General features: G+C 70.2%; 13 protein-coding genes. 7 read left to right on the forward strand and 6 right to left on the reverse strand.

All coding sequences use genetic code 11. The features are described from left to right. Positions 1-7: 7 nt before the first annotated feature. From ACZ58V_RS17355 to panB, 3 genes are all read right to left on the reverse strand, one after another. On the reverse strand, positions 8-829 hold the full coding sequence (locus tag ACZ58V_RS17355; RefSeq protein ID WP_471290639.1) for an ABC transporter permease: 822 nt from the start codon (positions 827-829) through the stop codon (positions 8-10). Then, entirely contained in the window at positions 826-1,845 is a 1,020-nt protein-coding gene (locus ACZ58V_RS17360; RefSeq protein WP_184596212.1) for an ATP-binding cassette domain-containing protein, read from the reverse strand. Before ACZ58V_RS17360 ends, ACZ58V_RS17355 begins: the two co-directional genes overlap by 4 nt. A 132-nt stretch (positions 1,846-1,977) precedes the next feature. Beyond that, positions 1,978-2,829 carry a 3-methyl-2-oxobutanoate hydroxymethyltransferase gene (panB, locus tag ACZ58V_RS17365; protein WP_432959704.1) on the reverse strand — a complete coding sequence of 284 codons (852 nt, stop codon included), beginning with the start codon at positions 2,827-2,829 and terminating at the stop codon, positions 1,978-1,980. Positions 2,830-3,029: 200 nt separating this feature from the next. Between panB and ACZ58V_RS17370 the strand changes: the two genes are divergently transcribed. The 4 genes from ACZ58V_RS17370 to ACZ58V_RS17385 all read left to right on the forward strand — a co-directional run bounded on the left by ACZ58V_RS17370 (position 3,030) and on the right by ACZ58V_RS17385 (position 7,881). Then, positions 3,030-4,631: an MFS transporter gene (locus ACZ58V_RS17370; protein WP_471290640.1), complete on the forward strand. Its 1,602-nt coding sequence runs from the start codon at positions 3,030-3,032 to the stop codon at positions 4,629-4,631. A gap of 45 nt (positions 4,632-4,676) precedes the next feature. Next, on the forward strand, positions 4,677-5,339 hold the full coding sequence (locus tag ACZ58V_RS17375) for a TetR/AcrR family transcriptional regulator (RefSeq protein ID WP_468190743.1): 663 nt from the start codon (positions 4,677-4,679) through the stop codon (positions 5,337-5,339). Between the two features lie 268 nt (positions 5,340-5,607). After that, positions 5,608-6,567, forward strand: coding sequence for an endonuclease/exonuclease/phosphatase family protein (locus ACZ58V_RS17380; RefSeq protein WP_468191736.1), 960 nt, complete (start codon positions 5,608-5,610; stop codon positions 6,565-6,567). Between the two features lie 96 nt (positions 6,568-6,663). Beyond that, a complete protein-coding gene (locus tag ACZ58V_RS17385; RefSeq protein WP_471290641.1) occupies positions 6,664-7,881 on the forward strand; it encodes an MFS transporter in 1,218 nt (405 codons plus the stop codon). Positions 7,882-7,967: 86 nt separating this feature from the next. Here ACZ58V_RS17385 and ACZ58V_RS17390 read toward each other — a convergent pair whose 3' ends face one another. Further along, complete coding sequence (locus tag ACZ58V_RS17390; RefSeq protein WP_468190739.1) at positions 7,968-8,378, reverse strand: helix-turn-helix domain-containing protein; 411 nt, start codon at positions 8,376-8,378, stop codon at positions 7,968-7,970. A gap of 69 nt (positions 8,379-8,447) precedes the next feature. Between ACZ58V_RS17390 and ACZ58V_RS17395 the strand changes: the two genes are divergently transcribed. Next, complete coding sequence (locus ACZ58V_RS17395) at positions 8,448-9,293, forward strand: alpha/beta fold hydrolase (RefSeq protein ID WP_471290642.1); 846 nt, start codon at positions 8,448-8,450, stop codon at positions 9,291-9,293. Positions 9,294-9,333: 40 nt separating this feature from the next. Here ACZ58V_RS17395 and ACZ58V_RS17400 read toward each other — a convergent pair whose 3' ends face one another. After that, positions 9,334-10,047 (reverse strand): haloacid dehalogenase type II, encoded by a 714-nt coding sequence (locus ACZ58V_RS17400; RefSeq protein WP_471290643.1) that lies wholly within the window; start codon positions 10,045-10,047, stop codon positions 9,334-9,336. Between the two features lie 86 nt (positions 10,048-10,133). On the opposite strand from ACZ58V_RS17400, the gene ACZ58V_RS17405 reads away from it, so the two are divergent. Both ACZ58V_RS17405 and ACZ58V_RS17410 read left to right on the forward strand, forming a co-directional pair. Continuing rightward, a complete protein-coding gene (locus tag ACZ58V_RS17405) occupies positions 10,134-10,733 on the forward strand; it encodes a CGNR zinc finger domain-containing protein (protein WP_471290644.1) in 600 nt (199 codons plus the stop codon). A 15-nt stretch (positions 10,734-10,748) separates the two neighbouring features. Next, on the forward strand, positions 10,749-11,099 hold the full coding sequence (locus ACZ58V_RS17410; RefSeq protein WP_471290645.1) for a hypothetical protein: 351 nt from the start codon (positions 10,749-10,751) through the stop codon (positions 11,097-11,099). A 40-nt stretch (positions 11,100-11,139) separates the two neighbouring features. Here ACZ58V_RS17410 and ACZ58V_RS17415 read toward each other — a convergent pair whose 3' ends face one another. Then, positions 11,140-12,894, reverse strand: a complete 1,755-nt coding sequence (locus tag ACZ58V_RS17415; protein ID WP_471290646.1) for an NAD+ synthase — start codon at positions 12,892-12,894, stop codon at positions 11,140-11,142. Between the last annotated feature and the right edge of the window lie 22 nt (positions 12,895-12,916).

Raw genomic sequence — 12,916 nt, forward strand, 5'->3', positions numbered from 1 at the left:
CGTCCGCTCAGCTCTTCGTACGGAACTTGTGGATCGCGATCGGAGCCACCACCGCAGTGATCGCCACCGACCAGCCGAGCGTCACCCACAGGTCGTGCGCGACCGGCCCGCCGACCATCAGACCGCGCGCGGCGTCCGCCAGCGTGGACAGCGGGTTGTAGTCGGTGAAGGCCTGCAGCCAGCCCGGCATCGAGGTCGTCGGCGCGAAGATCGACGAGCCGAACTGGAGCGGGAACAGCACCAGGAAGCCCATCGCCTGCACGGACTGCGCGTTCTTCATGATCACGCCCAGGGTGAGGAACACCCACATGATCGACGAGGCGAACGCGGTGGACAGGGCCACGGTCGCGAACAGACCGGCCCAGTTGGTGATCTCGAACCCGACCGCGACGGCGACGATCATCAGCACGGCGGTCGCGAACAGCATCCGCAGCAGCTCCACCGAGATCTTCGCGAAGAGCACCGAGCCGCGGCCGATCGGCAGGGACCGGAAGCGGTCCATGACACCGGAGTTGAAGTCCTGGCTGAAGCCGGTGCCGACGCCCTGGGACAGCGTCATGCTCATCATCGCGATCATGCCGGGGATCACGTACTGCACGTACTGGTCCTGCCCGCCGCCCAGCGCCTGCCCGATCGAGCCGCCGAACACGAACACGAACAGCAGGGTGAAGATGACCGGCATCAGCAGCGCGTCGGCCATCGACTCCGGGTCCTTGCGGATCCACAGCAGATTGCGGCGTATCAGGGCCCCGGTGTGGCGCAGGTGGGCGCGCGGCGAGATACGGGCGTCCGCCTCGGCTGTGTGGACGGTTGCGGTGGCGGCGCTCATACGGCGACCTCCTGACGGTCGTCGGCGGGCGTGGTGTCCTGCGGCGCACTGGCGCGGTGGCCGGTGAGGGACAGGAACACCTCGTCCAGGCTGGGCAGTTCGGTGGTGATGGAGGAGAGCGTGATGCCACGCGAGGTGACCGCGCCGACCACGGCGGTGAGCTGCTCGTCGCTGAGGATCGGCACGAGGACGTCGCCCCGGTCGGTGTCCACGGTCGTGGTGGCGAGCCCGGTGATCCCGAGCTCGTCCAGCGCGGCGGCGAGGGGCCGCAGGTGCACCGGATCGGCCGGGCGTATCCGCAGCGCACGGCCGCCGACCTTCGCCTTCAGCTCCTCGATGGCACCGCCCGCGATGACCTGTCCGCGGTCGACGACCGTCAGCTCGGTGGCGAGCTGCTCGGCCTCCTCCATGTACTGGGTGGTGAGCAGCACGGTGACGCCGTCGCCGACCATGCGCTTGACCTCGTCCCACACCTCGTTGCGGGTGCGCGGGTCGAGCCCGGTGGTCGGCTCGTCAAGGAAGAGCACGGCCGGCCGGCCGATCATCGACGCGGCCAGGTCCAGCCGCCGCCGCATGCCTCCGGAGTACGTCGCCGCGGGCCGCTTGGCGGCCTCGGTGAGCGAGAAGCGCTCCAGCAGTTCGTCGGCCCGGGCCCGGGAGCTCTTGCGGGGCAGGTCGAGCAGCCGCCCGATCATGTACAGGTTCTCCCAGCCCGAGAGCTTCTCGTCCACGGAGGCGTACTGCCCGGTGAGCCCGATGACCCGGCGCAGCTGCCGGGGCTGGCGTACGACGTCGTAGCCGACGACGGTGGCCCGGCCCGTGTCGGGAGCGAGCAGCGTGGACAGGATCCGCACCAGGGTCGTCTTGCCGGCCCCGTTCGGGCCGAGCACCCCCATGACGGTGCCCTCCCGCACGTCCAGGTCGACCCCGTCCAGTGCCTTGGTCTCGCCGTAGTGCTTCACCAGCCCCCGCACGGTGACCGCGGCGCCGCCGGCTTGTGTGTCGATTCGCGTCATGAGACAGACAGTCTCAGTGCCCACCGACAAACCACCGACAAGCCGCCTACAGCCGGCCGACGGTGCCCCGGCAAGGGGACAGCCCGTCGACTGGGGGAAGATCGACGGGCTGTCCGTGGTACCGCTGTGGCTCTAGTGGACGGAGTGCTCCTCCTGCGGGAACGTTCCGCCGACGACGTCCTCGGCGAACGCCTTCGCCGCACCGCTCATGACCTCACGCAGGTCGGCGTACTGCTTCACGAACTTGGGGACGCGCCCGCCGGTCAGACCCAGCATGTCGGTCCACACCAGCACCTGCGCGTCGGTCTCGGGGCCGGCTCCGATCCCCACCGTCGGAATCTGCAGCACCCGCGTCACCTCGGCCGCCAGCTCCGCCGGGACCAGCTCCAGCACCACCGCGAACGCGCCCGCGTCCTGCACGGCCTTCGCGTCCCGCAGCAACTGCTGGGCCGCCTCCTCGCCCCGCCCCTGCACGCGGTAGCCCATCGCGTTGACGGACTGCGGGGTCAGGCCGATGTGCGCCATGACCGGGATGCCGGAGTCGACGAGCAGCCGGATCTGCTCGTGCGACCGCTCGCCCCCTTCCAGCTTCACGGCCTGCACGCCCGCCTCCTTCACCAGCCGGGTCGCCGAGCGCAGCGCCTGCACGGGACCCTCCTGGTAGGAGCCGAAGGGCAGGTCGCCGACGATCAGGGCGCGCGAGGTGCCCCGTACGACCGCCGCCGACAGCATGGTCATCTCGTCGAGGGTGACGGGTACGGTCGACTCGTACCCCAGGTGGCAGTTGCCCGCCGAGTCGCCGACGAGCATGACCGGGATGCCGGCCTCGTCGAAGACGGACGCGGTCATCGCGTCGTAGGCGGTGAGCATGGGCCACTTCTCGCCCCGCTCCTTGGCGGCGGCGATGTCGCGCACGGTGATACGGCGGGTGCCCTTGCCCCCGTACAGCGTCTTGGCGCTCTGGGCAGCCGAAAGCTGCGTCATTGCACGGCTCCTCACACGTCATCTCGAGGCGCCCTGACGGCGTCCCCGGACCACGTCCATGGTGGCACCTCGTGTCAGTCAGGGCTAGGGGAGCCCCTGTGAGTTCCGTCGGCGCCCCAAGGCACAGCGCGCGTAAGAGCTCGGTAAAGGTATTCCAATACGAGACGGTCTCGTATCGAAATGGTTCTACGCTCGTCGGCATGACTACTCCTGCCGACCGCGCCGCCCCCACCGGCCCCCGGATACCGGAAGCGGTGCACCGGCGCCGCTGGGCGATCCTCGGTGCGCTGATGCTGAGCCTGCTGATCGTCGTCCTCGACAACTCGATCCTGAACGTCGCCATCAAGACGATCTCCACCCCGGCCCCGACCGGCCTGGGGGCCACGCAGAGCGAGCTGGAGTGGGCGATCAACGCCTACACCCTCGTCTTCGCGGGCCTGCTGTTCACCGCCGGGCTGCTCGGCGACCGGCTGGGCCGCAAGAAGGTGCTGCTCGGCGGCCTCGCCGTGTTCGGCATCGGCTCCGCGCTCGCCGCGTTCTCCGGCTCGCCGGGGGAGCTGATCGCCTTCCGGGCCGTGATGGGCCTGGGTGCCGCGTTCGTCATGCCCGCCACCCTCGCCGTCCTCATGAACGTCTTCGAGCGCGAGGAGCAGCCGAAGGCCATCGGCATCTGGGCCGGCGGCGTCGGCCTCGCCATCGCCATCGGACCCATCACCGGCGGCGTGCTCCTCGACCACTTCTGGTGGGGCTCGGTCTTCCTCATCAACGTGCCGATCGTGCTGCTCGCCCTCGCGCTGATGCTGTGGCTGGTGCCCGACTCCCGCGACCCGAAGCCGGGCCGTGTCGACCCCGTCGGCGTCGTGCTCTCCGTCGTCGGCCTGGTCCTGCTCGTCTACGGCATCATCAAGGGCGGCCAGCTCGCCGACTTCACCGACGCCACCGTGCTGTCGACGATCGGCGCCGGTCTCGCCGTCCTCGTCGCCTTCGTGGTGTTCGAGAAGCGCAGCGACCACCCGTCCATCGACGTCACGTACTTCAAGAACAAGGTCTTCTCGTCCGCCATCGCCGCCATCGCGCTGGTGTTCTTCGCACTGATGGGCGTGACCTTCTTCTCGGTCTTCTACACGCAGAGCGTGCGCGGCTACTCGCCGCTGCAGACCGGCCTGCTGATGCTGCCGCTGGCCGCCGCCCAGATGATCTTCGCGCCACGGGCCCGGCTGCTGGTCGACCGCTTCGGCAACAAGGCCACCACGACCGCCGGAATGCTGGTCATCGCCGCGATGCTGGCCGCCTTCGCCACCCTGGACGCGGACACGCCCATCTGGATCCTGGAGGTCATCTTCTTCCTCATGGGCACCGGCATGGCGCACATCATGACCCCGGTCAGCGTCGTCATCATGCAGGCCCTGCCCCGCGAGAAGGCCGGCTCGGCCTCCGCGCTCAGCAACACCTTCCGGCAGGTCGGCGGCGCCCTCGGCATCGCCGTCCTCGGCTCGGTGCTGTCCACGGCGTACCGCACCGGCGTCGAGGACAAGCTCGGCGCGCTGCCACCCGCCGTACGCCACAGCGCCGGCGAGTCCATCGAGGCCACGCTCGGCGTCGCGGCGAAGCTCGGCCCCGAGGGCAAGGCCCTCGTCACCCCCGCCTACGACGCGTTCCTGCACGCGATGCACATCACCGCCCTGTGGGGCGCGGGCGTCGCCCTCGTCGGCACGGTCGTCGTGGCGCTGTTCCTGCCCGGGAAGCCCCCGGCGCCCCAGCAGGGGGAGGAGGAGAAGGAGTTGTCGGACACGCGGTCGTGACCTGCGCGACAATGCATCTCACCAGCCAGCAAAGGACGGAGCGACGTGAGCCTCGCCGAACGGCACCCCCCGAACGACGGCCCCCCGAGGGGCCGCCCCAGAAGCGAGGCCGTCGAACGCGCCATCATCGAGGGCGTGATGAGGCTCCTGGAGGAGGGCGTGCCCCTCGCGGAGCTGTCCATCGAACGCGTCGCCCGCACCGCCGGCGTCGGCAAGGCCACCATCTACCGCCGCTGGAGCGGCAAGGAGGAACTCTTCGTCGACGTCCTGCGCGCCGCCGAACCCCCCGACCCGCCGCTGCCCGGCACCTCCATGCGTGACGACCTCGTGGTCCTGCTGGAGCAGGTACGGCGGCGCGGCGTGGCCAGCCGCTCCTCGGCGATCCTGCACAACGCGCACGCCCAGATGAAGAGCAGCCCGAAGATCTGGGCGGCGTACCACTCCATCGTCGTCGCACCGCGCCGCCGGCTCGGCCTGGAGGTGCTGCGCCGCGGCCAGGAGAACGGCGAACTGCGCACGGACGTCGACCTCGACCTGCTCAACGACCTGTTCGTCGGCCCCCTGCTGCTGCGCGCCGTCCTGCACCCGGACGCCGACCTGCCGGAGGGCCTCGCCGAACAGGTCGTCGACACACTGCTCGAAGGGCTGCGCCCCGGCGTGCGTCCTGATGGCTCACCGTCCGTCAGTTCCGGCTCGCGGTCGTCCTAGTGTGCGCGTTTCGTCACAGAGGGCGCTTTCACAGGCGGTGACCGGAACTCGCCGCGCGGACTCGTTCGTCCTCGCCCCCGTACGGCCGTCGACGGACGGCGGGAACGGAACGGATCATCCCCTAGGGTCGTAATGACACGGGGGCGATGGTGTGCACGGCAGGCAGTGAGGCGACGGTATGGCGCAGCAGGCGTACATGACGGAGACGGACAACGGCGGCTCGGGGCCCGAGCGCCGGGGAAACCGGCTTCGGCGCCTGTTCGACCGTATGGCGGGCGGCCGACGGGGCGACCCGAGGATGTGGCGGCGCGGTCTGTTCGTGGCCCTCTGCGCGGTGCTGCTGGCCGTGGTCATGCTGGTGCACTCGCACATCCCCAACACCATCGGCAACCTGGGCAGCCTCATCGAGACGTTCCTGCCCTGGCTGGGGCTGTTCGTCCCGGTGCTGCTCGTGCTCGCCGTGGTCCGCAGGTCGGCGACCGCGCTGATCGCGCTGCTGCTGCCGTCGCTGGTCTGGCTGAACCTCTTCGGCGGCCAGCTCAGCGACAAGACCGCCACCGGCGGCGACCTCACCGTGGCCACGCACAACGTCAACGCCGAGAACCCGGACCCGTCCGGCACCGCTCGTGACGTGGCCGCCTCCGGCGCGGACGTGCTGGCCCTGGAGGAACTGACGGCGTCCGCCGTCCCGACGTACGAGAAGGCGCTGGCGTCGACCTACCGCTACCACGCGGTGGAGGGCACGGTCGGGGTGTGGAGCAAGTACCCGCTGACCGGCGTACGGGCCGTCGACCTCGACATGGGCTGGACCCGGGCGATGCGCGCCACCGTGACCGCCCCGTCCGGGCAGGTCGCGGTCTACGTCGCCCACCTGCCGTCGGTACGCGTCAAGATGGAGGCCGGCTTCACGGCCCGGCAGCGCGACCGGAGCGCGGAGTTCCTGGGCGAGGCCATCTCCCACGAGCCGCTGAGGAACGTCGTGCTGCTCGGCGACCTGAACGGCACCATGAACGACCGCGCGCTCAACGCCGTCACCTCCCAGATGCGCTCCACGCAGGGCGCGGCCGGCAACGGCTTCGGGTTCAGCTGGCCGGCGTCGTTCCCCATGGCCCGCATCGACCAGATCATGGTCAGGGGTCTGAAGCCGGAGAGCTCCTGGACCCTCCCGGAGACGGGCAGTGACCATCTGCCGATCGCCGCTCGTGTGAAGGTCGCCACAGACGGCTGAGTGCGGCCGTAGGCGGAATAGCAGGCCTGAGAGACTTTGTTCCGTACTTGAACATACAAAGTACGGATCCCCCAGCAAGACTCGAAAGGCTTCCTCATGCCCCTGGCCCTGCTCGCCCTCGCCGTGGGCGCCTTCGGCATCGGTACCACCGAGTTCGTGATGATGGGGCTGCTGCCCGATGTCGCGGACGACCTGCACATCTCGATACCCAGCGCCGGCCATCTGGTGTCGGCGTACGCGCTGGGCGTCGTCATCGGCGCCCCACTGCTGGCCGCGGTCACCGCCCGGATGTCCCGCCGCACGGTCCTGATCAGCCTGATGGGGCTGTTCGTCGCGGGCAACGCCCTGTCGGCCCTCGCGCCCGACAACGGCTGGCTGCTGGCGGCCCGCTTCCTGAGCGGCCTGCCGCACGGCGCCTTCTTCGGTGTGGGCGCCGTCGTCGCGACGAACATGGTCGCGCCCGAGCGCAAGGCGCGCTCGGTCTCCCTGATGTTCCTCGGCCTGACGGTCGCGAACGTCGCGGGCGTGCCCGTGGCGACCCTCATGGGCCAGAACCTCGGCTGGAGGGCGACCTTCCTCGGCGTCAGCGCCATCGGCCTGGCGGCGATCGCCGCGCTCGCGTTCCTGATCCCGCACGACCACGAGCACACCACCGCACAGGGCCTGCGCGGCGAACTCGCCGCTCTGCGCTCCCTCCCGGTCTGGCTGTCGCTCGGCACGACGGTCGCCGGCTTCGGCGCCCTCTTCTCGGCGTACAGCTACATCACGCCGATGCTCACGGACGCCGCCGGCTACGCCGGTGCCAGCGTGACCCTGCTGCTGGCGCTGTTCGGCGTGGGCGCGACCGCCGGCAACCTGCTCGGCGGCCGCCTGGCCGACCACTCCCTGCGGGGCACGCTGTTCGGCGGCCTGGCCTCCCTCGTGGTGGTGCTGGCGCTCTTCCCGCTGCTGATGCGTACGGAGCTGACCGCGGCCGTGGCCGTGATCCTGCTCGGCATGGCGGCCTTCGCCACCGGCTCCCCGCTCCAGCTGATGGTCATGGAGAAGGCCTCGTCGGCCCCGTCCCTGGCCTCCTCCGCCAACCAGGCCGCCTTCAACCTGGCCAACGCGGGCGGCGCCTGGATCGGCGGCCTCGCCCTGGCCGCGGGCTTCGGGGTCACCTCCCCGGCCCTGGCCGGCGCGGCCCTGGCCGTCCTGGGCCTGGCCGTGGCGGCGCTGGCCTACACGGTGGACCGGCGCAGGGCGCCGACCGCCGGACGCGAGCGGATCGTGGCGAGCCATGTCCCGCAGGAGGCGGAGGCGGTGCACTACTGACGGTTGCCGGTACGCCGGTGCTGTGACTCGGGCGGCAGTCCGTGGGGTTGGTCCCACGGGCTGCCGCTCTGTGTGTCCGTGAACTGTCAGGGCGTTGTTGACGGCGTCGCGTGCTCGTTCTCGTGCAGGGGGACGCTTTCGGCGTAGCTCGTGCACGCATCGCATCTGGTGAGCAGATCGTGCTCGCAGTTGATCACGTGCACGAGGAAGCGTTCGGCATCCTCGAGTTGCGCTCGCTGCGTCCGGATCCGGTGGAGTTGCCGCTCGATCGCGCCCTGCCGCTCGGGTTCACCTCGGTGCAGGACCTGCCGGATCTCCGGCAGGCTCATGCCGACGCCCTGGCATGCCCGCAGGACCCGCAAGCGGTGGAGATGCTCCTCGCTGTAGTCGCGCAGGCCCGATGGTGTGCGGTCGGGCACGACGACGCCCACGTCGTCCCAGTGCCTCAGCACATGCACCGCCACTCCAAGACGGTGAGCGACCTCTCCGATCTTCATGAGGCCATTGTCCCCCCTTGACCTCAGGTCGACCTGAGGTTCTAGCTTCACCGTATGAACACGAGTGATGTGCAGCTGCCGGATCCCGTCCACGTCACCGTCGACGGGACAAGCGTCGCGACCTACGTACTGGCTCCCGAGGGGCGGGCTCCGCTGGGGGACGTGGTGTTCTGCCACGGCACGCCGTGGTCGTCACAGGTGTGGGCGGACGCCGCACGGCACCTGAGCAGCGGTCATCGGGTGTTCCTGTGGGACATGCCTGGTTACGGCCGATCGCCGAAGGATCCGGCAGTGCCGGTCGATCTCGCCTCCCAGATGTCACGGTTCGCTCAGCTGCTCACGTACTGGGGCTCGGACAGGCCCTACGTCGTCGCACACGACATCGGAGGAGCCGTGGCACTCGGGTCTCACCTGCTTCACGGCAGTGAGTACGCGAGTCTGTTTCTCTGGGACGCGCTGACACTCGATCCCTGGGGGTCGCCGTTCTTCCGTCTGGTCGCCGACCACGCCGACGTGTTCGCGGAACTCCCGGCCGCGCTCCACACGGCCCTGGTCAGGGAGTACATCGCCGGCGCGGCACGTCACCAGATGACAGCCGGTTGGGTGGACGCATTGACTCAGCCGTGGTTGGGGGCGTCGGGTCAGCCGGCGTTCTACCGTCAGATCGCCGCGCTCCGGCCTGAACACACTCGCCCGGTCGCGGAACGCCTGCGGCAGGTGCGCTGCCCGGTGACGATCGGCTGGGGTGAGCAGGACCCCTGGCTTCCTGTCGACCAGGCAGCTCGCCTGCGAGACCTGCTCCCCGGAAGTCCCCCCGTGACCCTGCTGGGCGAGGTCGGGCATCTTGCCCCTGTCGAAACGCCGTCGCGTGTGTCTCGCGCTCTCGTCGACTGGCTCGGCGGCCCGCACGCGTGATGCCCGTCCGGGCTGGTCTCGACCCGGCTGGTGCTGATGGTCAGGGTGAGCCTGACGCCACCTGACCCGCTGTCAGCGCGCCGACCAGTTGATCGAGTCCGTCGAACCGTCCGTCGAAGTCGTCGGAGCTCGTCGGCGGATCCCCGACCGGTCGATGGACGTAGGCGGTCCGCAGGCCCACCGCCCGCGCTCCGCGCAGGTCCCAGGCGTGGGCGGCCACCATGAGGACGCGTTCCGGTGGGCATCCGGCGGTCTCGACGGCGAGCCGGTAGACCTCCGGCGCCGGTTTGCAGGCGAGTACGGCCTCGGCGGACAGGGCCTGATGCCAGCGCAGCCCCGCATGCGCGTTGAGCCGCAGCAGGGCGGTGCGACTGGCGTCGGAGAGCCCGATCACGGGAAACCGCCGCGCGAGCCTCCCGAGACCGGCGACGGAGTCGCCCCACGGGGGCAGGCGCTGCCCCGCCGTGGCCAGCCGCTCGATGACCGCCGGATCGTCGATCCCGGCCTGCTCGGCGACGCGCCGGGCGGCCTCCGCGTCGATGACCTCGGTGTTGGCGTAGGGGCGGTGCCCCTGCTGGATGCGTCGCCCCTCCAGCTCACCGTGCTGCTGCCACAGGGCGACCAGGTCGCCGACAGCCGCCTCGTCGGACGCGGGAGTTGCTTCGCGAATCGCCGCTCGAAGCCCGCTGGACTCATCGACGAGCGTTCCGAGGACGTCGAAGACGACGGCCTCGACGCCACGGATCTCGCCCATGCGTTCTCCCGCCCTCGGCTCGGTCGTCACCACTTCAGCAGGTGACGATATTGCCCACCTGCCTCGTCACCGGTCAAGATGGTGACGTGGATTTCACCTTCGTGAGCGGCGACCCGGCCCTCGACCTGACCGGCACCGTGCTGTCCCGCCGAGACGAGCCCGTCGACCTCCTGTCAGCGCCCGCAGATCTGGAGCGGTGGGTGGCCGCGTGTGCCGGGCTCCCGGACCGGGTGTCGGCCGACGCGACGACCTTCGAGTCGGCACTCTCCCTGCGAGAAGCGCTCTACCGACTGGCCCTCGACCGCGTGCTCGAGCGCCCCTTCGACCCCGGCAGTCTCGACATCGTCAATGGCACGGCTGCCGGGCCGGCCTGCGCGCTCGAACTCAGCGACCGGGGCCTGCGCGTATCGGGGAACCTCCCCGCGGCACTGTCCCAACTGGCCCGAAGCGGCATCACTTTGCTGGCCGACCCCCACGCCTGCCTCAAGGAGTGCGGCCGCCCTGCCTGCACCCGCGTCTACCTCGACCGCTCACGGGGTGCGCGGCGCGCTTGGTGCGGGATGGAGGAGTGCGGCAATCGCGTCAAGGCGGCGGCGTATCGGGCTCGGAGACGAGACGCTGTCCGACCGACGCGGCCGCGCGAAAGGCCGGGCAGTCAAGGAGGACAGATGGGGCTCATGCTCTGACCTGGGGACGGCGACGTGGCCGGTCCGGACATTTCCCGGTCCTGCACCGGCTTCAGCATGTGCAGGGAGTGGCTGGCCCAGGCCGAGGGATTCACCCTCGCGGAGATGCACGGCTTCGGCGGAGACCGTCCGTGGAGCAGCGTCTCCACGACGCCGGCACCGCTGCTCGACCATCCCGACGACGACGGGCCCGACCTCACGCCCGCTCAATGCGCTGCCATGCCGCCCCGACTGGAAGCGATCATCGACCAGCGGCAACACGGGGGCAGCGACCCGGTCCTCCAGCGGCGCATCGATGACACCCGCCAACTGATCGTCGTCATGAAACTCTGTCTGGACAAGGACGTCGGGCTCATCTTCGGCTGAGCTGGGGGAGTCCGCGCTGTGAAACCGGACCCCCACCAGGTCAGACCGACTCCCGCCACCCGTTCGTGATCGGCAGCCGTCGGTCCTTCCCGAAGCCCTTCGCCGAGATCTTCGTGCCCGGCGGGTACTGGCGCCGCTTGTACTCCGCCGTGTCGACCATGCGCAGCGTCTTCGTGACCAGCTCCCGGTCGAAGCCGGCCGCCACGATCTCGTCCGCGCCCTTGTCGTGGTCGACGTACAGATCGAGGATCGCGTCCAGCACCGGGTAGTCGGGGAGCGAGTCCGTGTCGACCTGGCCCGGGCGGAGTTCCGCGCTCGGCGGCTTGGTGATGGAGTTCTCGGGGATCGGCGGGGTCTGGCCGCGCTCCCGGGCGGCCCTGTTGCGCCACTCGGCCAGGCGGAAGATCGACGTCTTGTACACGTCCTTGATGGGGCCGTACGCCCCGACGGAGTCGCCGTAGAGCGTCGAGTAGCCGACCGCCAGTTCCGACTTGTTGCCGGGGGCCAGGACGATGTGGCCCTCCTGGTTGGAGATGGCCATGAGGAGCGTGCCGCGCAGGCGTGACTGGAGGTTCTCCTCCGCCAGGCCCGTCAGGCCCAGCGAACCCATGTACGCGTCGAACATCGGCTCGATGGCCACGGTCCGGAAGTTCAGGCCCGTGCGGTGGGCCATCTCCGCCGCGTCGTCCTTGGAGTGCTCCGAGGAGTACTTCGACGGCATCGACACGCCGTACACGTTCTGCGCGCCCACCGCGTCGCAGGCGATCGCCGCGACCAGCGCCGAGTCGATGCCGCCCGACATGCCGATCAGGACCGACTTGAAGCCGTTCTTCGCGACGTACGCCCGCAGGCCCACGACCAGCGCCGAGTAGACCTCCTCGTCGTCGTCCAGGCGGTCCGCGTAGCCACCGGGCAGTTCCCGCTCGTAGGGAGCCAGCGGCTCCTCCGACAGGACCACCCGGTCGATCCGCAGGCCGTCGTCGACGACACCGGTGGGCGCGTCCGCCGACGCCGCCGGCAGGTCCAGGTCCAGGACCACGCAGCCCTCGTCGAACTGCGGCGCCCGCGCCACGACCTCGCCGTCCTTGTCGACGACGATCGAGTCGCCGTCGAACACCAGCTCGTCCTGGCCGCCGATCATGGCCAGGTACGCGGTCGTGCAGCCGGCCTCCTGGGCGCGCTTGCGGACCAGCTCCAGACGCGTGTCGTCCTTGTTGCGCTCGTAGGGGGACGCGTTGATCGAGACCAGCAGGCCCGCCCGCGCCGAGCGCGCGGCCGGGACGCGGCCGCCGTCCTGCCAGAGGTCCTCGCAGATGGCCAGGGCGACATCCACGCCGTGGACCCGCAGCACCGGCATGCTGTCGCCGGGCACGAAGTAGCGGAACTCGTCGAAGACGCCGTAGTTCGGCAGGTGGTGCTTGGCGTAGTTCAGGACCACCTCGCCGCCGTACAGCACCGCCCCCGCGTTCTGCGGCGCGCCGGCCGGCTGGCCGTACTTCGGCTGGGCGGTCGCGCTGCGGTCGAGATAGCCGACGATCACCGGCAGCTCCCCGAAGCCCTCGTCGGCCAGGCGGGTGGCCAGAGCGCGCAGCGCCGCCCGGGAGGCCTCCACGAAGGACGACCTGAGGGCCAGGTCCTCGACGGGATACCCGGTCAGCACCATCTCGGGGAACGCCACGAGATGCGCTCCCTGCTCGGCGGAGTGCCGGGTCCAGCGGACGATCGACTCGGTGTTCCCGGCGAGGTCGCCGACGCTCGAATCGATCTGGTTCAGGGCGAGACGTAGTTGAGGCACGGGCCCAGTGTAATCGTCAGAG

This window comes from Streptomyces sp. NPDC040589, from assembly GCF_055594445.1.